We start from the raw sequence: 20,636 nt of genomic DNA, 5'->3' as shown, positions 1-20,636 counted from the left end.
TGGCTGCTGGACCGGGCGGCGGTGGCCGAGGTGCCGCCGCGCCTGCGCAGCCTCCGCTGAGGCGGTAAGGAAGGGCCCCCTGTTAACGCTTTCCGCATAGCAGGGGGCCCTTCTTAACGCTCTCGGCCCGGCAACCGGCCGGGCGCGGCGGGGGCCCCGCTCAGGAGCCGCCCCTGCGGCGGCGCAGGGCGGCCAGGGCCTCCGCCAGCAGCGCCTCCCCCTGCTCGGGGGTGCGCCGCTCCTTCACGTACGCCAGGTGGGTCTTGTAGGGCTCGGGGCGGGCCCGGCCCGGCGGGTCCGCCGGATCCTGACCGGCGGGGAGCCCGCAGCGCGGGCAGTCCCACAGCGTCGGCGGCGCCGCGTCGGCCGCGATGGGCACGTCGACCCGGTGGTCGTTGCGGCACCAGTAGCTGACCGGCCGGCGCGGGGCGGGCACGTGCCGCTCGCCGAAACGCTCCGGCCCCGAACCGACCCGGCTGCCCCGGATGACGTTGCCACTCGTCACGCTGCTCGCTCCTGTCGTCGGAGGGGACCGCCGCGCGGGCGGGCGGCGGCGACGCGGTGCAGCACACAAACAACTGCGCGCGGTCCGTCGGTGACGGACCGCGCGCAGATTGTACGACTCGGCGGGCTCGCTCTCAGGCCCCGCTGCCGCTGCCGACCTGGAGGCGCAACCAGAGCCCCAGCCCGACGATGCAGGCGAACCAGACGATGCCCACCAGGACCGTGTAGCGGTCGAGGTTCTTCTCGGCCACGGAGGAGCCGGCAAGGCTGGAGCTGACCCCGCCGCCGAACATGCTCGACATACCGCCGCCCTTGCCGCGGTGCAGCAGGATCAGCATGGTGAGCATGATGCTCGTGATCGTCAGCAACACGATCAACGTGTATGCGAACCAGATCGGCATGGCTGGGGTCAGTCCTCTCGTAGCGATCCTCGCCCGGACAGGTCGGGCACTGCGGCACCGGCCGGTGGACGGGCGGAGTCAAGGATAGCGAGCCTTCAGCGGCTGATGTGCTCCGGGAACCGGCAGATCTTCGCGAATTCCTCGCCATCGAGGCTCGCGCCGCCCACCAGGGCCCCGTCCACGTCCGGCTGGGCCATGATCGAGGCCACGTTCGAGGACTTCACCGAGCCGCCGTAGAGGATGCGCACCTGGTCGGCGGTCGCCTGGTCGTAGGTCTCGACGAGGCGCTTGCGCACCTCCCCGCACACCTCCTGGGCGTCCTCCGGGGTGGCGGTCTTGCCCGTCCCGATCGCCCAGACCGGCTCGTACGCCACGACGACCTTGGTGACCTGCTCCGGGGTGAGCCCCCGCAGCGCGCCGTCGAGCTGGTCGCAGCAGTGCGGCACGTGCCGCAGCTGCTCGCGCACCTCCAGGCCCTCCCCGATGCACAGGATCGGGGTGAGCCCGTGGGACAGCGCGGCGGTCACCTTGTCGTTGACCAGCGCGTCGTCCTCGCGGTGATATTGCCGCCGCTCGGAGTGGCCGACCACCACGTACGTGCAGCCGAGCTTCGCCAGCATCGCCCCGGAGATGTCCCCGGTGTACGCCCCCGACGGGTACGGCGACAGGTCCTGCCCGCCGTAGCCGATCAGCAGCTTGTCGCCCTCGATCGCGGTCTGCACGGTGCGCAGGTCGGTGAAGGGCGGCAGCACGACGCACTCGACGTCGGTGAGCTGCTGCGCGGTGAGGCTCGCGGCCAGCTTCTGCACCAGCAGGTTGGCCTCGAAGTGGTTGAGGTTCATCTTCCAGTTGCCGGCCATCAGCGGCCGGCGGGTGATCGCCGCCATCAGTCCTCCAGCGCCGCGATGCCGGGGAGGGTCTTGCCCTCCAGGTATTCCAGCGACGCGCCGCCGCCGGTGGAGATGTGCCCGAACGACGACTCGTCCAGCCCGAGGGCACGGACCGCCGCCGCAGAGTCGCCGCCGCCGACCACGCTGAACGCGTCGGCCTTGGTGATCGCCTCGGCGACGCCCCGGGTGCCGTTCGCGAACGCCGCCATCTCGAACACACCCATCGGGCCGTTCCAGAAGATCGTCTTCGCGTCGGCGAGGGCGGCGGCGAAGCCGGCCACCGTCTCCGGGCCGATGTCCAGCCCAAGCCGGTGACTCGGGATGGCGTCCGCGCGGACCGTGTCGTGCGCCGCGTCGGGGGCGAAGGCGTCCGCCGCCACCACGTCGACCGGGAGCAGGATCTTGCCGTCGGCGCGCTCCAGGAGGTTGCGGCAGGTCTCGACCATCTCCTCCTCCAGCAGCGACGTGCCCACCTCGTGGCCCTGGGCCTTGAGGAACGTGAAGCACATCCCGCCGCCGATGAGCAGCCGGTCGACCTTCGGCAGCAGCGCCTCGATCACCGCGAGCTTGTCGGAGACCTTCGAGCCGCCGAGCACCACCACGTACGGGCGCTCCGGCTCGCCGGTCAGCTTGGCCAGCACCTCCACCTCGCGCAGCACCAGGCGACCCGCGACGTGCGGCAGCCGGGCCGGCACGTCGAAGACGCTGGCGTGCTTGCGGTGCACCGCGCCGAACGCGTCGTCGACGTACGCCTCGCCGAGCGCGGCGAGCTGGTCGGCGAACGCGCCGCGCTCCGCCTCGTCCTTGCTGGTCTCGCCCTTGTTGAAGCGCAGGTTCTCCAGCAGGGCGACCTCGCCGTCGGCGAGCGCGTCGACCGTGGACCGGGCGGACTCGCCGACGGTGTCCTCGGCGAACCGCACCTGCGCGCCGAGCAGCTCGCCGAGGCGGGCCGCGACCGGACGCAGGCTGAACTGCGGGTCGGGCGCGCCCTTCGGGCGGCCCAGGTGCGAGAAGACCACGACCTTCGCGCCCGCCCCGGTCAGGGCGGTCAACGTCGGCAGCACCGCGCGGATGCGGCCGTCGTCGGTGATCGCGCCGGTCTGCTTGTCGAGCGGGACGTTCAGGTCGGCGCGCACGAGCACGCGCCGACCCGACACCCCCTCGGCGAGCAGGTCGTCGAGGTTGCGGATGGTCACAGCGACTGACCCACCAGCTTGACCAGGTCCACCAGGCGGTTCGAGTAGCCCCACTCGTTGTCGTACCAGCCGACGACCTTGACCTGGTTGCCGATGACCTTGGTCAGCGGCGCGTCGAAGATGCACGACGCCGGGTCGGTGACGATGTCGGCGGAGACGATCGGGTCCTCGTTGTAGACCAGGACGCCCTTGAGCGGGCCCTCGGCGGCAGCCTTCAGCGCGGCGTTGACCTCGTCGACCGAGGTCTCCCGGCCCACCTCGACGGTGAGGTCGGTGGCCGAGCCGGTGGGGATCGGCACGCGCAGCGCGTACCCGTCGAGCTTGCCCTTCAGCTCCGGCAGCACCAGGCCGATGGCCTTCGCGGCGCCCGTGGAGGTCGGGACGATGTTCAGCGCGGCGGCCCGGGCGCGACGCAGGTCCTTGTGCGGCGCGTCCTGGAGGTTCTGGTCCTGGGTGTACGCGTGGATGGTGGTCATCAGACCCTTGGTGATGCCGAACGTGTCGTGCAGCACCTTCGCCATCGGGGCGAGGCAGTTGGTGGTGCAGGAGGCGTTCGAGATGATCGTGTGCTTGGCCGGGTCGTACTGGTCGTGGTTGACGCCCATGACGACCGTGACGTCCTCGTTCTTCGCCGGGGCGGAGATGATGACCTTCTTGGCCCCGCCGTCGACGTGCGCCTTCGCCTTGGTGCCGTCGGTGAAGAAGCCGGTCGACTCGATGACCACGTCGGCCCCGACCTCGCCCCACGCCAGCTTGGCCGGGTCGCGCTCGGCGAACGCCTTGATGGTCTTGCCGCCGACGGTGATCTCGTCGGCCGTCGCCTTCACCTCGTGCGGGAGGCGACCCAGGATGCTGTCGTACTTGAGCAGGTGGGCGAGCGTCGCGTTGTCGGTCAGGTCGTTGACGGCCACGACCTCGATGTCCGCGCCGGACGCCAGCACGGCCCGGAAGAAGTTACGGCCGATGCGGCCGAAGCCGTTGATGCCAACCCGGATGGTCACAGGTCCCATCTCCTCGCGTTCTGATCCGCCGGCGTGGAATCGGACCGGCGAAGTGGTGTGCGCCGACCGTTGGAGTCGGCCGTTGACAGTTCGTGTCGGCCACCCCGCCGCGGCCCGAGAGAACCTGACCGCCGGAGGCGGTGTGCACGGCGAGAGTGCCGGTGCCGGCCCCCTTGCCGTACGCAACGACCCTATCCGAGCGCGTGGCGGCGCGGTGCGCCGGGTGGTGATCCGCTGCGCGCTCCCGGGGCCGGCGCGCGCTCCGGTTGACGCGCGGCGGGACGGGCCCGCCGCCCGCCCACCGCCACCGTCCTATCAGACCACGAGCATGTCGGGCGTGACGGCCGCTTCCGTATCCGGGATGCCCAGGTCACGGGCCCGCTTGTCGGCCAGGGCCAGCAGCCGGCGGATCCGCCCGGCGATGGCGTCCTTGGTCAGCGGCGGGTCGGCGAGCGCGCCCAGCTCCTCCAGGGACGCCTGCCGGTGCTCCAGGCGCAGCCGGCCGGCGGAGGTGAGATGGTTCGGCGCGTCCTCGGCGAGAATCTCCAGCGCCCGCGTCACCCGGGCGGCGGCGGCCACGGCCGCCCGCGCCGAGCGGCGCAGGTTGGCGTCGTCGAAGTTGGCCAGCCGGTTGGCGGTGGCCCGCACCTCGCGGCGCACCCGGCGCTCCTCCCAGGCCAGCACGCTGGAGTGTGCTCCTATGCGGGTGAGCAGCGCCGCGATGGCGTCACCGTCCTTGACCACCACCCGGTCGACCCCGCGCACCTCGCGGTTCTTCGCGGTGATGCCGATGCGCCGGGCCGCGCCGACCAGCGCCAGCGCCGACTCCGGGCCCGGGCAGGTGATCTCCAACGCACTGGAGCGCCCCGGCTCGGTCAGCGAGCCGTGCGCCATGAACGCCCCCCGCCACGCGGAGACCGCGCAGCAGACGTTCGCGGCCACCACGTGCGGCGGCAGGCCGCGCACCGGACGGCCCCGCACGTCCAGCAGCCCGGTCTGCCGGGCCAGCGCCTCGCCGTCCTTCACCACCCGGACGATGAAGTGGCTGCCCTTGCGCAGCCCGCCGGAGGCGAGCACGTGGATCTCGCTGGAGTAGCCGTACACCTCCGCGATCTCCCGGCGCAGCCGCCGGGCCACCGCCCCGGTGTCCAGCTCGGCCTCGACCACCACCCGGCCGGAGACGATGTGCAGCCCGCCGGCGAAGCGCAGCAGCGCCGCCATCTCCGCCCGCCGGCAGCAGGGCTTGGGCACGTCGACCCGGCTCAGCTCGTCCTTGACCGCAGCCGTCATCGCCATTGTGCGCCCCCTCACGGACCGGTTCCGGCGTGTCGCCGGAGATTACGTACGTGCTTAACGATCGGCGCCCAGGACAGGCACCAGGGCGGCACCCAGGGCGGCCGGATCGTGACGGGGTTCGCCGTCGGTGACGGCGACCGGGGCGAGGACCAGCCGGGCACCCAGCGATTCTGCCGCACGCTCGACCGGCGCGGGATCGCCCACCGCCTTGGAGTCCGCCAGCACCAGGTCCACCGCCAGCTCGGGCAGATAGTGCCGCAGGGTGGCCAGGTGGTCGGCGAGGGAGAGCCCGAGGGTCTCCTTCTCCGCCGCGAGGTTGAGGGTGACCAGCCGGCGGGCCGGGCTCGCCACGATCGCGGCGGCCAGCCCCGGCACCAGCAGGTGCGGCAGCACGCTCGTGTACCAACTGCCGGGCCCGAAGATCAACCAGTCCGCCTCGGCCGTCGCCGCCACCGCCTCCGCGCAGGCCGCCGGGGTCGTCGGGGTCAGCCGCAGCGACTCCACCCGCCCCCCGGTGACCGCCACCTGGTGCTGGCCGCGCACCGTGCGCACCTCGTCCGGGTACGCCGGGTCGGCCCCGCGCACCCGCGCCTCGATGCCGACCGGCTGGCGGGACATCGGCAGCACCCGGCCCACCGCACCGAGCATCGCCCCGGCGTGCTCCAGGGCGGCCACCGGGTCGCCGAGCAGCTCGATCAGCCCGCAGAGCACCAGGTTGCCCACGGCGTGCCCGGCCAGCCCGTCGTCGGTGCCGACCGGGTCGCCGGGCGTGTCGGCGAAGCGGTGCTGGAACAGCCCGGCGGTGCGCCGGGTGGCCGGATGGTCCCCGGCGAGGGCCACCAGCGCCTGACGCAGGTCACCCGGGGGCAGGCCACCCCGGCGGGCGCGCAGCCGGCCGCTGGAGCCGCCGTCGTCGCCGACGGTGACCACGGCGGTGATGTCCAGGTCCAGCTCGGGCACGCACCGGCGCAGCGCCCGCAGGGACACCGACAGGCCGTGCCCGCCGCCGAAGGCGACCACCCGGGCACGCCGCCCGTCGTCCCGCCCGCCACCCCCGCCCGGGGGCTCCGCCGGCGGCGTCATTCCCGTCCCAGGTCGCGGTGTTGCGCGTTGGCCGCCAGCCCGGCGTGACGCAGCCGGGCGGCCAGCTCCTCGGCGATGGCCACGCTGCGGTGCTTGCCGCCGGTGCAGCCGACCGCCACGGTCAGGTACCGCTTGCCCTCCCGCTCGAACCCGACGGTGGTGGCGTTGACCAGGTCCGCGTACGTCCCGACGAAGGCGTCCGCGCCCTCCTGACCCAGCACGTACGCGCTGACCGCCGCCTCCCGCCCGGTGTGCTCCCGCAGCTCGGGCACCCAGTACGGGTTCGGCAGGAACCGGGCGTCGAGGACGAAGTCGGCGTCCGGCGGGAGGCCGTACTTGAAGCCGAAGGAGAGCACGGTGATCCGCAGCCGGCGGGCGTCCTCGCCGCCGAACAGCTCCTCGATCCGGCGGCGCAACTGGTTGACGTTCAGGTGGCTGGTGTCGATGATCACGTCGGCCTGGTCGCGGGCCTCCTCCAGCAGGCCCCGCTCCACGGCGATGCCGTCGGCCAGCCGCCCGTCGCCCTGCAACGGGTGCGAGCGCCGGACGCTCTCGAACCGACGGATCAGCACCTCGTCGTCGGCGTCCACGAAGACCACCCGGGGGGAGAAGCCCCGGTCCTTCAGCTCCCGGATCGCCCCGGCCAGGTCCGTGGAGAAGGCGCGGGAGCGCACGTCCAGCACCATCGCCGTACGCCGGGCCGCGCCGCCGGCCTTGACGGCCAACTCGGCCATGTCGAGCATGAGCGCCTGCGGCAGGTTGTCGACGACGTAGTAGCCGACGTTCTCCAGGGCCCGGGCCACCGTGCTGCGCCCGCCGCCGGACACGCCGGTCACCACCACCAGGGTGGTCTCCGACTCCGTCGCCGCCTGGGTCGCCGCCTCCGCGGCCACCGGCAGCGATTCCGTGGCCGCCCCCGCCGCCGCTGTCGGGCCGTCGCCGGCCGGAACCTCGGGCGTCCGCGCCTCGTTCACTGCCCACTCCCCACGGATGACGCACGGCCGACCTGACCGCGGTGGCCGACCTAGAACTCTATCCCGCCCGGCCCCCAGGATCCGGCAACCACCCCGCCACCCGTCCCCGCCGCGCCACCCCTCACCCCCTCCCGCCGTTCCCCCGCCGTTCCGCGCTCCCGCCACCTCCCGCCACCCGCCTGCCCCGCCGACCTGCCCCGCCGACCTGCCCCGCGATCTTGCACTTGCGGCCCCCGATCCGCCCCATACGCCCTTTTCGCCCGGGCCCCAAGTGCAAGATCGCGGGAACGTGGACGGCGCGGGCCGCGCGGGATGGGGGCGGCGCCTCGATTCTTGGACAGTTGGTGCTCGCCCCGGACAGGAATTGTCCAAGAACGCCGACGGGGCGAGACCGGGGCGGGCAGTGGGCGTGGTGTGGGATTGGGCACGATCGGAGAAGTCAGTCGGTCGACCCGACGCCATACTGCGGTTGGACATCGACCGAACTCGATAAATATCGGTGGCGGGCGATGCCCAACCGGCCGGCGGTGCCGGCCTCCCGGTCCGGGCGTCGTCGTCGGCGTCGCCGACGCGCCCCCGCCGGGGTCTCGTCCCCTCGGCATGAGGAGCGCAGCGTGACGCAGACCCATCGTTCGTCCCGATCCCCCGTGGACCTCCGGCCCGACCACGCCGGCGCGGGGACGTCCACCTTCGTCAACGGGCACTTTCCCCGGCGGCGCGCACTGATCGTCCTGCTCAGCGTGCTCGGCGGCTTCCTGCTGACCGTGGTCTGGTCGGCCGAGTTCGTGGACCAGACCATCGGCGACAACGTCGCCAACACGCTGCTGGGCCACGACGCCAAGGAGACGCCGATCCAGGGCATCGCGGCGGGCATCGTGTTCGCCTTCGTCTCCGGCATCGCGGGCACGTTCACCGCCTGCAACATCGCCGCCTTCGGCGCCATCGCCCCGCTGACCGGCACCACCGCCGGGAGCCGCCTGCACCGGTTCGCCCAGCCACTGAAGCCGCTGGGCTGGATGTCCGTCGGGATGATCGCGGTGTCGGCGACGTACGGTGCGATCGTCGGCCTCGTCGGCACCGCCATGCCGCAGTTCTCCACGGCCCCGACCACGCCCGGCGGCCTGTCGCCGCGCAGCATCCAGTCGATGGTCGTCTTCGGCCTGATCGGCCTGGTGATGGTCTACCTCGGCCTGGCCTCGCTCGGCATCGTCGCGGACCCGTTCGCCCGGCTCGCCCGCTGGTTCCCCAACGCGCCCATGGTCTTCATGGGCGCGCTGATCGCCGGCTTCCTGATCGGGCGGCCCTTCCCGCTGTTCCGGCAGATGTTCCGCGACGCCGCCGAGAGCGGCAACCCGTTGTACGGTGCGGCGGCGTTCACGCTCCAGTCCCTCGGCAACATCGTCATCATGGCGGTGCTGTTCCTGCTGCTGGCCTGGCTCGCCGGCTCCCGTCTGCAACGGTGGTTCGCCGAGCGGCCGAGCCGGCTGGCGGTGCTGACGGCGGTCGCGTTCATCGTGGCCGGCGCGTTCACGTTCCTCTACTGGGACGTCCGGCTGCTCGCCCGCCGCGAGATCATCCCCTGGTACCCGCTCGCCCCGTGGGCCTGAGAGGCGGGGCGGGCTGGGCGGGGGCGGGTCGAGGTGGCAGGCTCGGCAGTGCGACCGTGTGTAACGGCACTAGGTGAATCAGCGCGTTCATCCAGTCACGTGGCAGGCGGACGGATCAGCCAGCAGGTTACCTGGAGGGGGCGGCGTGCAGGACAGCCGTTGGACCACGGTCACGCCGGCTCAGTTCGAGCGGGAGCGCGCGGCCCTGGAACACGTCCGCCGGCTTCTGCCCGACACGGAGCCGTACCGGGCGTGGTCGAACTTCACCTTCACGGCCGAGACCGGGCACGTTCACGAGGTCGACCTGCTGGTGGCAACGCCCGGTGGGATCTACCTGGTCGAGATCAAGAGTCTCAGCGGCCGGCTCACCAACAGCGGGGCCAACTGGCTGCTCAGCAGCGACTCCGTACGGACCTTCGACAATCCCCTGCACCTGGCCGACCTCAAGGGGAAGCGACTCCGTTCCCTGCTGACCGCGCAGGCGCTGAAGGACCGCTCGGCGGTTCGCATCCCGTTCATCCAGGGCGCGGTCTTCCTGTCCCTGCCGCACCTGCAGATCGCCCTGACGGAGCATCAGCTGCACTGGGTCTTCGGGCCGGAACCGGAAGGAGACGCCGCGAGGTCCCCGCTGCCGGGGATCTGGTCCGGGCTGCTCGGCCGCCCGCCGCAGGACGAACGGCGGCGGATCACGCCGGAGATATCTCGGGCGCTGCCCCGGCTGCTGGCCGGTGTCGGGATCGCCCGCAGCCGCCGGTACCACCAGGTCGGTTCGTGGCAGCTCGACGCCGCGCCCTTCGACGTCGGGCCGACTTGGCAGGACCATCTCGCCCATCACGCCCAGTTCGAGCACGAACACCGGCGGATCCGCATATACCTGGTCGAACGCAACTCGGGCAAGGCCGAGCGCGCCAGCATCGAGCGGGCCGCCCGCCGCGAGATGCTGGCGCTGCACGGCGTGAACCACCCCGGCATCGTCCGGGTGGACACCATGGAGCCGCACGAGGGCGGGCCTGCGCTGATCTTCCGGCACGATCCCCGCGCGGTACGCCTCGACCACTTCATGGCGCAGCACGGCGACCGGCTGGAGATTGGCGCGAGGCTCGACATGATCCGGCAACTCGCCGAGGCCGTCGCCTACGCACACGGACGCCGGCTGCACCATCGCGCCCTCTCCGCCCGCAGCGTCCTGGTGGTCCCCGGGCCCCGGTCCCGGGGGGAAGCCGAGGACGAGGCCTGGCTTCGCCCGGTGGTGCAGATCAGCGACTGGCAGGCGGCCAGCCGGCTGCCCGACTCGGTCAGCGACAGCGGGGCGGCCCTGCGCGTCTCGCCGACTTCCCAGTTGGGCGCGCATCTGGAACGGTCGGCCGAGGCCTACCTCGCACCGGAGCTGAGCACCCCCGCGCCGGACCCGGTGGCCCTGGACGTCTTCGGTCTCGGCACCCTGGCCTACCTGCTGCTCTCCGGTCAGCCACCGGCGGCTGACCGGCGTGAGCTGCTGACCCGGCTGGCCAGCGACGACGGGCTGCGCCCCTCGTCGTCCGCCGACTCGATCTCGGAGTTCATGGACGAGTTGGTCCAGGCGGCCACCGCGCCGGTGCCCGCCCGGCGGCTGTCCAGCGTCGCGGAACTGCTGGAGATGCTGACGCTGGTCGAGGAGGAGCTGACCACGCCGTCCGCCTCGCCGACGGAGGCGACGGGCTCGGTGGACCTGTTGGAGGCCCGCGTCGGCGACACGGTCGCGGACTGGCGGATCGTCAGGAAGCTGGGCACCGGCTCCACCTCCCGGGCCTTTCTCGCCGAGAACCTGCGCAGCGGCGCGCAGGAGGTGCTCAAGGTCGCACTGTCGGACGAGAAGGCGAGCCGCCTGGCGCACGAGGCGCAGGTGCTGCGCGGCCTCCACCAGGATTCGCGGATCATCCGGCTGGCCCGGGAGGAGCCCCTGCACCTGCCGCCCCGTTGGGTGCTCGTGCTCGAGCACGCCGGGGAGAAGACCGTCGCGCGCAAGCTGCGCGAGGACGGCCGGTTGACGGTGGACGAGCTGGAAACGTACTCCGACTATCTGTTCGGCGCGGTGGACCACCTGGAGGGCGAGGGGGTGCTCCACCGCGACATCAAGCCGGACAACATCGCCATCCGGATCCGCCCCAACCGGACCCGTCAGCTCGTGCTCTTCGACTTCTCGCTGGCCGCCGTGCCGCTGGAGGACATCGAGGCGGGCACCCCCCCGTTATCTCGACCCTTTCCTCGGCACCACGGCCCGCCCCCGCTACGACGAGCACGCCGAGCGGTACGCGATCGCGGTCACCCTGCACGAGATGGCCTCCGGGGAGCTGCCGGTGTGGGGGGACGGCGCCACCGAGCCCCGGTACACCGACGGTCCGCCGGTGCTGGCCGTCGAGGCGTTCGACCCGGCGATCCGGGACGGTCTCGTCGGGTTCTTCACCCGGGCCCTGGACCGGGACGCGAGCAGGCGACACGGTTCCCTGAAGGAGATGCGGGACGCCTGGCAGCAGGTCTTCCGCCGGGCCGACCACGCGGCCCCCGTCGGCTCGGCGCATCCCGACGACGAGGCGGAGTCCACTCCCGCCGAGCGGGCCGCCGTCGAAGCCGAGCGGAACGCCGCCGCCGCGCGGGCCACGCGGGCGACGGCGCTCGCGGCGTCCGGCCTCAGCCCCCGGGCCGTCTCCGCCGCCCATCGGCTTGACGCGACCACGGTCGGAGAGCTGCTGGCCCTGGGGTCGAAGCAGCTCTTCAGCTTGCCCGGTCTCGGCGCGAAGACCCGGCAGGAGCTGCAGCGCCGGCTGCGGGAGTGGCGGGACCGGCTGGGCGAGCACGAGGCGACACCGACGAGCGCGGCGGCGCGGGCCGCCGCCCGCACGGAGGTCGACGCGGCGGCGCAGGCAGGTGCCACCGCCGACGGCGGTGAACCGGAGCTCGCCGCGTTCGCCACGGTCGGCCTGGACGCTGTGGCCGCCCGGTTGCTGCCCGTCCCGCACCCGACCGGGCGCAACCGCAACGAGGGGGAGGCGATCCGGTTGCTGCTGCGGCTGCCGGACGAGGCGGGCAACCTCCCGCGGCTGCCTTCATGGGCGAAGCAGCCGGCAGTCGCGGCCCTGGTGGGCGTCAGCCCCGGACGGGTCGCGCAGTTCCTGATGGCCCAGCGCAAGCGTTGGCACGCCGACCCGGTGGTACGGGCCGTCCGGCTCGAACTGATCGAGCTGCTCGCCGAGAGCGGCCGGGTGATGGGGGCGGAGGAACTCGCCGCCGCTCTGTTGATCCGCCGTGGTTCGGCGCAGGACAGGGAGGAGCTGCGCCGGGCGCTCGCGACGGCGGCGGTACGGGCGGCCGTGGAGATCGACCCGCTGACGGAGGAGGCCCGCTTCGCCGCCCGCCGGCACGGCGACCGCCTGCTCTTCGCGCTGCAGCCCGGCAGGGCCGAGCCGCAGGACACGCCGGCCGCACCGGCGCTGCTCGACTACGCGGACGCACTCGGCGGCGTGGCGGACGCGCTCTCCCGTCAGGAGGTGCTTCCCAGCCCAGCGACCGTACTGCGGGAACTCGCCGCCGTCGACCCGCGCACCGGACGCACCGGCATCGCGCTCGACGAGCGCCGGATGGTGCAGCTCGCCGCGGTGGCCTCGAAGTCGGCAGCCGCGTCCCCCCGGTTGGAGATCTATCCCCGTGATCTCGATCCGGTTCGGGCGTTGCGACTGGCCCAAGCGGGGGTGGTGCCCGCGCCCGTCGGGGACGCCGAGCCCACCGGTCTTAGCGGGAAGCAGATCGCCGACAAGGTCCAGGCCCGGTTTCCGGAGCTGCCGCCGCTGCCGCCCCATCCGAAACTGGACCGCCTGCTCGCCGACGCCGGCTTCGACCTGGTCTATCGGTCCGGCCGCTACTACGCCCGGCGTAGCTCGTTGTCGTCGGCCCGGTTGGAACCGTCGCGCCGGCATTCCACCGTGTCCACGGTCACCGCGTGGACGGCCGAGTCGCCCGAGCTTGCCGCGTCGCTGCGCGCGGAACAGCAGCTCACCGCCGCCGCCGAGGAGGGCGGCTTCCGGGTGCTGACCATCCGCGTCGACCGCTATGACCTGGCGACGCGGGAGCTGACCACCCGGTTCGCGGGCCGGCCGGTGAGCGTGGCGGACAGGTTCGTGTCCGAGCTGCGCACGCTGGTGCAGTCCCGGCCGAAGCCGACCTGGCAGACCGTGCTGACCGCCGACCGGGCCGACCCGAACTCCCGGGACGCCCTGAAGCTCGCCGAGTTCACCGGCCGGGCGTGGCAGAGCCTACGGCCGGCGCTGCTGGCGCTGCCCGACCGGCGCGTCCCGGTGCTGCTGGTCGACGCCGCGCCGCTGGTGCGCTATCGGGGGATGCACCTGCTGGAGGAGTTGGCGGAGGCGGCCCGCGCCGGGGCGGGGCCGGTCTGGCTGCTCTGCCCGATGGAGGACCCGACCGAGTTGCCGCGCCTGGACGACGCGGTGGTGCCGGTGCCCCCCTACGAGCGGGTCGTGCTGCCCGACGCCTGGGTCAGCAACGCCCACCGCGGGCGGCCCGAGCAGGCCGGTTAGTCGACATCGATCGGCGGCGCCGCATCCAGCTCGACGGCGTAGTCGCTCCAGCGCGGCAAGCCGACCGCGACGGCGGGTTGGATGCCCAGCTCGTCCATGAACTCCGCCTCCCACCGGGCGAGGTCCCGGGCGCGCGCCCGGACGAACGCCGTCCCGTTCCCGGCGACGAGGTGGGCCAGCGCCTCGGCGCGGATGCCGTGGCTGGTGACCACCCGCCGGAGCACCCTCGGCGGCAGGTTGGCCAGTTCCACCCAGGCCGGCCGGTCGGCACCGCTGGGCAGGATGATCCGGTTGGCCGGCCACGACTCCTCCGGCACCCCGGTCACCACCGGGCGGTAGGCGGCGGCCCCGGAGTGGGCGAGCAGGGTCTCGAGGTCGATCAGCCCGCCGGTGAGCCCGAGCCGCTCCGGGAACCGGCGCAGCTCCCACAGCAGGTAGGCGCGGATCCGGCCGTCGTCGGCGTCGAACCAGTCCGGGACGGGCTGCGCCCGATGCTCCTGGAGGTCCAGCGCGACGCCCCCGGCGAAGTCCTGGAGTTGCCGCAGCGCCCGCCGGGTCTGAAACTCGCTGCTGCCGGCGAGCACGCCGGACCACGAGGTGGCCCAGAACCAGCGGACCAGGCTGCGGACCTGCCAACGCTCCGGCTCGGGCACGAGGTGGTGGAAGGCCGCGAGCAGCATGACCTGCTGCGGGTACGGCACCAGCCGGGTGGCGGGGACGCCGACCTCGTACCTGAGGAACTGCACGGCCCGGTGCAGGGCCGGCTCGGCCGCCTGGACCGCGTCGTCGAGATCGTCCCGGAGCCGATCGACCAGCGCCCCGGACTGCGGTGCATGCACGTCCTCCTCGCCGGCGATCGCGAGAATGGTCTGGAAGACGGTGCTGGCGGGAATCTTGCCGATGCCGCTGGCGCCGATGTTGTCCCGGATCGCGCTGATCCGGTCGGCCAGGGTGGACTGGGCCTCGGTGCGGTAGGTCAATGCGGAGAACATCTGGTCCGGGGTGATCTGCTGGCCCCTGCTGTTGAGCCGGGAGAACGCCTCCACCGCATGGGACAGGTCGCCGCCGACAAGCCGGACCACGGCGACCTTGTAGGACCGGATTCGTTGGGCGAGCTGCTCGGCCTCCTCGACCAGCGCGTCGCACTCCTGCGGATCGGGCACCTCGCGGGTCAGCCGACGGGCGTGGGCGAGGAACTCCATCGTGCGCAGCACCGCCTGCATCGGCAGCAGCCGGGCCGACGGTTCGCCGCCCGGCCAGTGGCTGAACCGGGGCTCCGGGTGGCTGCCCAGCCCCAGGTCTCGGTAGATCCACCACATCCACTCCCCCGGCCCGCTCGCGCCGGCCGGCCGGCGGGCCAGGGTGCCGAAGAGGGTGGAGAGTCGCTGGTGCCCGTCGATCAGATAGGACACGGTGCCGTCGGTGGGCGCCGGTGGGATGTCGATGCCGGCGATCTGATCGAGGCTGGGCAACACGTGCGGCGTGTCCCAGACCAGGAGGCTGCCGATCGGGTATCCCCGCTCGATGCTGTCGTAGAGGTCGATCATCTGGTCGGGCCGCCAGACGAACGGGCGCTGGAACCGGGGCACCCGCAGCCGGCCCGCTGCCACCTCGTCCAGCAGCTGCTCCAGCAGCAGGACCTCCGGCTTGACGGTGCTCTCCTCGGCGTGGTCCGCCATCAGTCGCTCTCGCTCCCGTCCTCAGATCCGGCTGGCGATCTTGTCGAGCAGCGTCCGCAGCTCGGCGACGATCTCCTCGCCGAGGGTCGCGAAGTCCTGCTCGGTCAGGCGCCCCCGCTGTTTCGCCAGGTGCTCCAGCACATCCTTGCCGAACCCGTCGCGCAGGCCGAGCTGCACCGCCGGGTCGAGATCCTGGAAGAGTTCCCGCTGTTGCTCGACGACGGCCTGCTTCCGGCTGCCGAGCCCGTTCTTGATGTCCAGGTGGCCACGCTGCTGCGGGGTCAACCGCTTGAGCGCCGACAGCTTGCGGGACGCCTCCTTCGGCCTGCCGATCCCGAAGAGCACCCGGTGCGGCACGTAGTTCTCCGCCTCCCGCAGCGCCAGCACGTGCACCATGATGTTCTCCGCGTCCAGCGCGTCGGCATGGTCGTGGTTGGCGGTCCGCTGCCCGGGGATCAGGCTGTCGCTGTCGAGCAGGGCGACCACCCGGATCAGCCGCCGGTAACGAACGGCGTGTTCCCGGGCCACCCGGGGGACCTCCCCGCTGCCGCCCGCGCTGTGCACCTCCAGCCACTCCTGCTCCAGCGCCGTCACGACCCGCTCGTGCCGCAGGGCCGACGCCACCGTGTGCAGGAAACCCCCGTCGGAGCTGCTGTTCTCGACCACCAGCACCGCCGGTCGACACAGGTCGGCGGAGTGATCGGCGAGGTCGGCCCGGCTGACCCGGACCACGTCTCCCTGTTGGGTCGTGCCGGTCCACGCCTGGTGGACCATGGCGTCGCGGGCCAAAGCGAGGTAGGTGCCGGCGAGGTCGGGCAGGTGCTTCGGCAGGTACGTCTCGACGGCGGCGACCACCGCGAGGTCGGTCACCCAGTCGTGCCGGCGGTCGGGAAAGCAGCGCAGCAGGACGTAGAGGTCGTTCGGGTCGTACCGCCTGGCGGGGTCGTCGGTGTCGGTGAAGACGTCGGCGGTCAGCTCAACCCGCACGGGCGTCCCGCCTCTCCCACTGGGCGCGGGCCAGGTTCTTGGTCTCCTCGTAGTCCTCGGAGAAGACACCCTCCGGCCAGTAGTCCAGGTTGCCGAACTCGTCGACGTGGATGCGCCGGGCGGTGGCCGCCCCGTCGACGGAGTCCACGAAGTAGACCGCGACCAGCTCCGGGTCGAGCCCCTCGGCGATCCGCCGCCGCAGGCGCAGCAGCAGCGTCTCACTGTGTGTCTCGATCAGGAATTGGGTGGAGGTCCGCTGCGCGGCGGTCAGGTAGAGATCGGCCAGCGCGGCGTGCGCTGCGGGGTGCAGATGCAGCTCCGGCTGCTCGATGATCTCCAGCACCGGCCGGTCGGTGGGGTCGAGCAGGTCCGCCGCCCGCTGCACGAAGACCGGCAGCGCCTGGGCCACGCCGGTGCCGGCGTCGGCAAGGTTGACCTGGATGGTGTCGTCGTCGCGGGAGATGAGCACCACCGACCACATGCCGCCCCGCTCGGCGACGTCGAGCTTCCAGCCCGGCAGGTAGTCGGAAAACTCGTCGTTGAGCCGCCGGATCAGCCGGCTCTGGTGGCGTACTTTGTCGCTGGCGAGGATGCTGGCGGCGTGCTCGCCCAGAATGCCGACCTCCGGCGGGGTCCGGCCGGGGAGCCGGTAGCGCCGCTGCGGGCGGTCCCGGAACGGCCCGAAGTAGCGCACCTCCGGATAGCCTCTCCGGATTTTGATGGACAGCTCCCGCAGCACCCTGGCGAAGTCGGGCGGGAGGCTGTCCGCCGGCCTGTCGTGGTCGGCCACCTCGATCGGGAACAGCCCTCTGAAGCGCAACGGCACCTCGGTCCAGGTCTCGCCACCGACCTCGACCGTGTATCGGGGGGTTCGACGCGGGTCGGTCAGCTCCCACTCCACCCGGAGCCGGCGCGCCCCGCCGATGGTGACGGTCAGCTCGCTGACCACCTGCGTGTGGTGCTCCCGGATGTGCTGCACCGTGGCAGAAAGCTCGATCGGATCGAGAATGCGTCCGTCGAGCCTCAGGCCGAGCTGGACGCTGCCGAGCGCACGGTTGCCGTAGACCAGGTCGGTGAACGAGTCGACCATGGTCTCGCCGAGCTGGTCCAGGTCGAGCGGCCCCGGCGAGGAGGTGCGGATGCCGGTGCCGATCACCACCGGGGCCCGGACCAGCGCGCTCTTGCCTGCGTTGTTGCGGCCGAGCACCAGCGTGACCGGCCGCAGCTCGATGTCCTGCCGGCGGGAGAAGCAGCGGTAGCTGCCGAGGGTCATCTGGACCAAAGACATGGGTACCCGATCAGGCTGGACGGACCTTGGCGAGGGCCCGCCCGGTCAACATCAGCGCCAACTCCACGGCCTCGTCGTCGACCAGCCGGCAGGTGACGGCGTACTTCCGGGTGCTCGCCCCCTGGCGGAGCTTGACCCGCTCGTCAGTGATGTCGGCGACGTCCTCCGGGCGCAGCCGCAGGGTCAGCCCGCCGTTAAACGGCTTCACGTACGCCACCGCACCGAACCGGCGCGGGGCGTCGTCGCGCACCATCAGGTAGTTCGTGTAGCCGTCGTAGGAGCGGTCCGAGGAACCGATCTCGACCAGGGTGTCCTGCTCCAGCGCGCGCCGCAGATAGGTGAGCACCCGCCGGGTGGTCGCGCCGTCCGAGGCCCGGGTGTAGACGAACTGGAGAAGCGGGAAGCTGTCCTCGTCGTCCAGGCTGAGGGCCGAGGTGGTGACCGCCGCCTCGGGCTCCTGCTCGGGATCCGCCTCGGTCGGGTCGTCGACCGGATCGACCGCCGTGCCGTTGCGCCGCTGGTATTCGACGATCTCGTCGACCGTGCCCTCGATGATCCGCACGCCCACCTCCACCCTCGGGTCAGCGTGGCAGCCTAACCACCAGGACGTGAATTCAGAGCTTCATTCACTCGCGGGCCGCTGTCGGGTCCCTGACAGCACGCCGTACCAGGTCACGGGCCGACGCCCGGTAGGGTGGCCCGGTTCGGGTGCCGGGAGCGGAACGGAGGGCGGTCACGTGATCGACCAGGAGGCGCTGCGCAAGGATCTCCAGGCCCAGGTCCGCAGGCTGGAGAAGGACCTGGTCGCGCAGATCGCCGAGGTCGACGGGCTGCACGCCAGGCTTCGCGCGGAGTATGACCGGGCGTTCGGGCTCGGCCGGACCGCCGCCAGTTGGACCGAGTGGCGCGACGAGCGGGTCACCCAGGCGGCGGTGGCGTGGGTGCTCGGCACCGTCTTCGTCCGGTTCTGCGAGGACAACGGCCTGCTCGGCGACGCCTGCTATCTCGCGGGGCCGACCCAGGATCGGGCGGTGCTGGCCGAGGAGTCCCAGGACGACTTCTTCGTCCGCCACCCGGCCAAGACCGACCGGGACTGGCTGCTCGCCGGTTTCGAGCAGATCCGCCAGTCGCAGGCCGGCGCGCTGCTCTTCGACAAGGAGCACAACCCGGCGTACCAGATCCCGGTCAGCCACGACGCGGCCAAGGCGTTGATCGCCTTCTGGCGGCGGCGCGACGACGACGGCACGCTGGTCCACGACTTCACCGACCCGGCCTGGGGCACCCGCTTCCTCGGCGACCTCTACCAGCACCTGTCGGAAGCGGCCCGGAAGACGTACGCGCTGCTCCAGACTCCGGACTTCGTCGAGGAGTTCATCCTCGACCTGACCCTCACCCCGGCGCTCGACGAGTTCGGCCACGACGTGGTCAAGGTGATCGACCCGACCTGCGGCTCCGGACACTTCCTGCTGGAGGTCTTCGACCGGCTCTGCAAGGCGTGGCATGCCGCCGAGCCGGAGAAGGACCCGCAGGAGGTCGTCCGGCAGGCCCTGCTCGCGGTGCACGGCGTCGACGTCAACCCGTTCGCGGTGGCCATCGCGAGGTTCCGACTGCTGATCGCCGCGCTGCGCGCCGCCGGCTTCGCGACACTCGCGCAGACCAAGGGGTACGTCTTCCCGCTCCAGATCGCCACCGGCGACTCCCTGCTCAGGGACCGCCAGCTCACCCTCTTCGACGACGTGGACAAGCTGGCCCGGTTCCGGTATGCGACGGAGGACCTGGACAACTACCCGGACATGCTCCGCGAGGGCCGCTACCACGTCGTGGTGGGCAACCCGCCCTACGTCACGCCAAAGGACAAGAGCCTCAACGAGGTCTACCGGGAGTCCTACCGGGACGTGTGCTCCGGCAAGTACGCGCTGTCGGTGCCCTTCGCCAAGCGCTTCTTCGACCTGGCCAAGCGCGCCGAGTCGGACGGCCGAGGGTCCGGCTACGTCGGGCAGATCACCGCCAACTCGTTCATGAAGCGCGAGTTCGGCCGGAAGCTGATCACCGACTACCTCGCCAGCCGGATCGACCTGACCCACGTCATCGACACCTCCGGGGCCTACATCCCCGGCCACGGCACGCCGACCGTGATCATGGTCGGTCGGTCACGCCCGGCCAAGCTCGGCGCGGACACGATCCGCACGGTGATGGGCGTGCGCGGCGAGCCGGAGGCACCCACCGAGGCACGCAACGGCCACGTTTGGCAGGCGATCCTCCGGCAGTACCGCGACGCGGGCTCGGAATCCGAATGGATCTCCGTCGTCAACCACCCCCGCGAACAACTCGCTGCCTTCCCTTGGAGCCTGAAGGGCGGCGGAGCCATTGACCTCCTCGATCGGATCAGCTCTTCGCCCGCCAGGCTCGGGCAGCGGATCAATGGAAAGGTGGGGTTCGCCAGCTTTCCGGGGCAGGACGATGTCTTCGTGGCGCCACGATCCTGGTTTGCCCGGCATGCCATCGCCGAACACAGATCCCTGGTCACGGGCGATTCGGTGCGCGACTGGACCGAAGCCCACCCCATCGACGCACTCGTCCCCTACGACCAGGACCTGAAGCCCCTTCACTATCTACCGGAGTCGGCTTGGGGAAAACACCTCTGGGCCTTTCGGGCGACCCTCAAGGGAACCGTCGGTTTCGGCGGCGAGACGCGGGAAGAAGCTGGTGACACATGGTGGACCTGGTACCGGTGGGTTTCGGAACGCTACCGCATCCCACTCTCGATCACTTTCAGTGAGGTATCAACTCACAATCATTTCTCATTCAACCGCGGCGGCAAGGTATTCAAGCAAACTGCGCCAGTAATGAGGTGATCTCAGCAAGGTTCGGCGGCCGAGTGGGATGACACGGGCTTAACGTCCATACCGGACGGCGCTGGATATGGACGTGGAGCCATCGGTAGACAGGTTCTTGCGACGGAATCGGTCTCCGAGAGGGCCCCACGTGATCACCTATTCTGCCAGGCTCGACGTCCCCAGGGAACTGGTGCGACACGTGGCGCGGCTTCTGCACGCCGAACGTCGGGCGGTGCGCACTCGCCGCCGTGCGAGGGCGTTGACGTGCTTCTACCAGGCGCTTCTGGTGTTGGTGTGGTTCCGCAAGGGTGAGGACAAGACCACC

At 71.8% G+C, this 20,636-nt stretch carries 15 protein-coding genes; 3 read left to right on the top strand and 12 right to left on the bottom strand.

The genetic code is table 11. The features are described 5' to 3' along the window. Positions 1 to 160: 160 nt before the first annotated feature. The 8 genes from GA0070558_RS11810 to rapZ all read right to left on the bottom strand — a co-directional run bounded on the left by GA0070558_RS11810 (position 161) and on the right by rapZ (position 7,270). The gene (locus tag GA0070558_RS11810; RefSeq protein WP_091278481.1) at positions 161 to 505 is read right to left on the bottom strand and encodes an RNA polymerase-binding protein RbpA; all 345 of its coding nucleotides are present in this window, start codon (positions 503 to 505) and stop codon (positions 161 to 163) included. Positions 506 to 638: 133 nt separating this feature from the next. Continuing rightward, positions 639 to 905: a preprotein translocase subunit SecG gene (secG, locus tag GA0070558_RS11805; RefSeq protein ID WP_043967510.1), complete on the bottom strand. Its 267-nt coding sequence runs from the start codon at positions 903 to 905 to the stop codon at positions 639 to 641. 95 nt (positions 906 to 1,000) lie between these two features. Further along, positions 1,001 to 1,792 (bottom strand): triose-phosphate isomerase, encoded by a 792-nt coding sequence (gene tpiA, locus GA0070558_RS11800; RefSeq protein ID WP_091278479.1) that lies wholly within the window; start codon positions 1,790 to 1,792, stop codon positions 1,001 to 1,003. Next, positions 1,792 to 2,991 carry a phosphoglycerate kinase gene (locus GA0070558_RS11795; protein WP_077939158.1) on the bottom strand — a complete coding sequence of 400 codons (1,200 nt, stop codon included), beginning with the start codon at positions 2,989 to 2,991 and terminating at the stop codon, positions 1,792 to 1,794. Before GA0070558_RS11795 ends, tpiA begins: the two co-directional genes overlap by 1 nt. Continuing rightward, positions 2,988 to 3,992, bottom strand: a complete 1,005-nt coding sequence (gap, locus tag GA0070558_RS11790) for a type I glyceraldehyde-3-phosphate dehydrogenase (RefSeq protein WP_043967506.1) — start codon at positions 3,990 to 3,992, stop codon at positions 2,988 to 2,990. The genes GA0070558_RS11795 and gap overlap by 4 nt, the downstream gene beginning before the upstream one ends. 315 nt (positions 3,993 to 4,307) lie before the next feature. Next, the gene (gene whiA / locus GA0070558_RS11785) at positions 4,308 to 5,288 is read right to left on the bottom strand and encodes a DNA-binding protein WhiA (RefSeq protein ID WP_074474344.1); all 981 of its coding nucleotides are present in this window, start codon (positions 5,286 to 5,288) and stop codon (positions 4,308 to 4,310) included. A gap of 54 nt (positions 5,289 to 5,342) precedes the next feature. Then, positions 5,343 to 6,371: a gluconeogenesis factor YvcK family protein gene (locus tag GA0070558_RS11780; RefSeq protein WP_091278475.1), complete on the bottom strand. Its 1,029-nt coding sequence runs from the start codon at positions 6,369 to 6,371 to the stop codon at positions 5,343 to 5,345. After that, the gene (gene rapZ, locus GA0070558_RS11775; protein ID WP_091278864.1) at positions 6,368 to 7,270 is read right to left on the bottom strand and encodes an RNase adapter RapZ; all 903 of its coding nucleotides are present in this window, start codon (positions 7,268 to 7,270) and stop codon (positions 6,368 to 6,370) included. Before rapZ ends, GA0070558_RS11780 begins: the two co-directional genes overlap by 4 nt. A 689-nt stretch (positions 7,271 to 7,959) precedes the next feature. Here rapZ and GA0070558_RS11770 point away from each other — a divergent pair. Next, entirely contained in the window at positions 7,960 to 8,952 is a 993-nt protein-coding gene (locus GA0070558_RS11770) for a hypothetical protein (protein WP_091278472.1), read from the top strand. A gap of 145 nt (positions 8,953 to 9,097) precedes the next feature. Beyond that, positions 9,098 to 11,656, top strand: a complete 2,559-nt coding sequence (locus tag GA0070558_RS33830) for a protein kinase domain-containing protein (RefSeq protein WP_218106985.1) — start codon at positions 9,098 to 9,100, stop codon at positions 11,654 to 11,656. A gap of 1,860 nt (positions 11,657 to 13,516) precedes the next feature. Here GA0070558_RS33830 and GA0070558_RS11760 read toward each other — a convergent pair. The 4 genes from GA0070558_RS11760 to GA0070558_RS33825 are packed head-to-tail and all read right to left on the bottom strand — an operon-like array spanning position 13,517 to position 18,036. Continuing rightward, positions 13,517 to 15,199, bottom strand: a complete 1,683-nt coding sequence (locus tag GA0070558_RS11760) for a DUF262 domain-containing protein (protein ID WP_091278468.1) — start codon at positions 15,197 to 15,199, stop codon at positions 13,517 to 13,519. A 21-nt stretch (positions 15,200 to 15,220) separates the two neighbouring features. Next, positions 15,221 to 16,186 (bottom strand): hypothetical protein, encoded by a 966-nt coding sequence (locus GA0070558_RS11755; protein ID WP_091278465.1) that lies wholly within the window; start codon positions 16,184 to 16,186, stop codon positions 15,221 to 15,223. Continuing rightward, positions 16,176 to 17,474: an AAA family ATPase gene (locus tag GA0070558_RS11750; RefSeq protein WP_091278462.1), complete on the bottom strand. Its 1,299-nt coding sequence runs from the start codon at positions 17,472 to 17,474 to the stop codon at positions 16,176 to 16,178. The genes GA0070558_RS11755 and GA0070558_RS11750 overlap by 11 nt, the downstream gene beginning before the upstream one ends. Before the next feature lie 10 nt (positions 17,475 to 17,484). After that, complete coding sequence (locus GA0070558_RS33825) at positions 17,485 to 18,036, bottom strand: hypothetical protein (protein ID WP_218106984.1); 552 nt, start codon at positions 18,034 to 18,036, stop codon at positions 17,485 to 17,487. 175 nt (positions 18,037 to 18,211) lie between these two features. Here GA0070558_RS33825 and pglX point away from each other — a divergent pair, with 175 nt between their 5' ends. Next, positions 18,212 to 20,329 carry a BREX-2 system adenine-specific DNA-methyltransferase PglX gene (gene pglX / locus GA0070558_RS11740; RefSeq protein ID WP_091278458.1) on the top strand — a complete coding sequence of 706 codons (2,118 nt, stop codon included), beginning with the start codon at positions 18,212 to 18,214 and terminating at the stop codon, positions 20,327 to 20,329. The last annotated feature ends 307 nt before the right edge of the window (positions 20,330 to 20,636 follow it).

The organism is Micromonospora haikouensis (assembly GCF_900091595.1).
In the GTDB taxonomy this organism is placed as follows: Bacteria; Actinomycetota; Actinomycetes; order Mycobacteriales; family Micromonosporaceae; genus Micromonospora; species Micromonospora haikouensis.
This window is presented reverse-complemented; position numbering and strand designations above follow the sequence as displayed.

What these genes read in the sequence shown, in the direction of transcription:
- secG (WP_043967510.1), bottom strand. Translation starts at nt 905, where the DNA reads ATGCCGATCTGGTTCGCATACACGTTGATCGTGTTGCTGACGATCACG.
- tpiA (WP_091278479.1), bottom strand. Translation starts at nt 1,792, where the DNA reads ATGGCGGCGATCACCCGCCGGCCGCTGATGGCCGGCAACTGGAAGATG.
- whiA (WP_074474344.1), bottom strand. Translation starts at nt 5,288, where the DNA reads ATGGCGATGACGGCTGCGGTCAAGGACGAGCTGAGCCGGGTCGACGTG.
- GA0070558_RS11780 (WP_091278475.1), bottom strand. Translation starts at nt 6,371, where the DNA reads ATGACGCCGCCGGCGGAGCCCCCGGGCGGGGGTGGCGGGCGGGACGAC.
- GA0070558_RS11760 (WP_091278468.1), bottom strand. Translation starts at nt 15,199, where the DNA reads ATGGCGGACCACGCCGAGGAGAGCACCGTCAAGCCGGAGGTCCTGCTG.
- GA0070558_RS11750 (WP_091278462.1), bottom strand. Translation starts at nt 17,474, where the DNA reads ATGTCTTTGGTCCAGATGACCCTCGGCAGCTACCGCTGCTTCTCCCGC.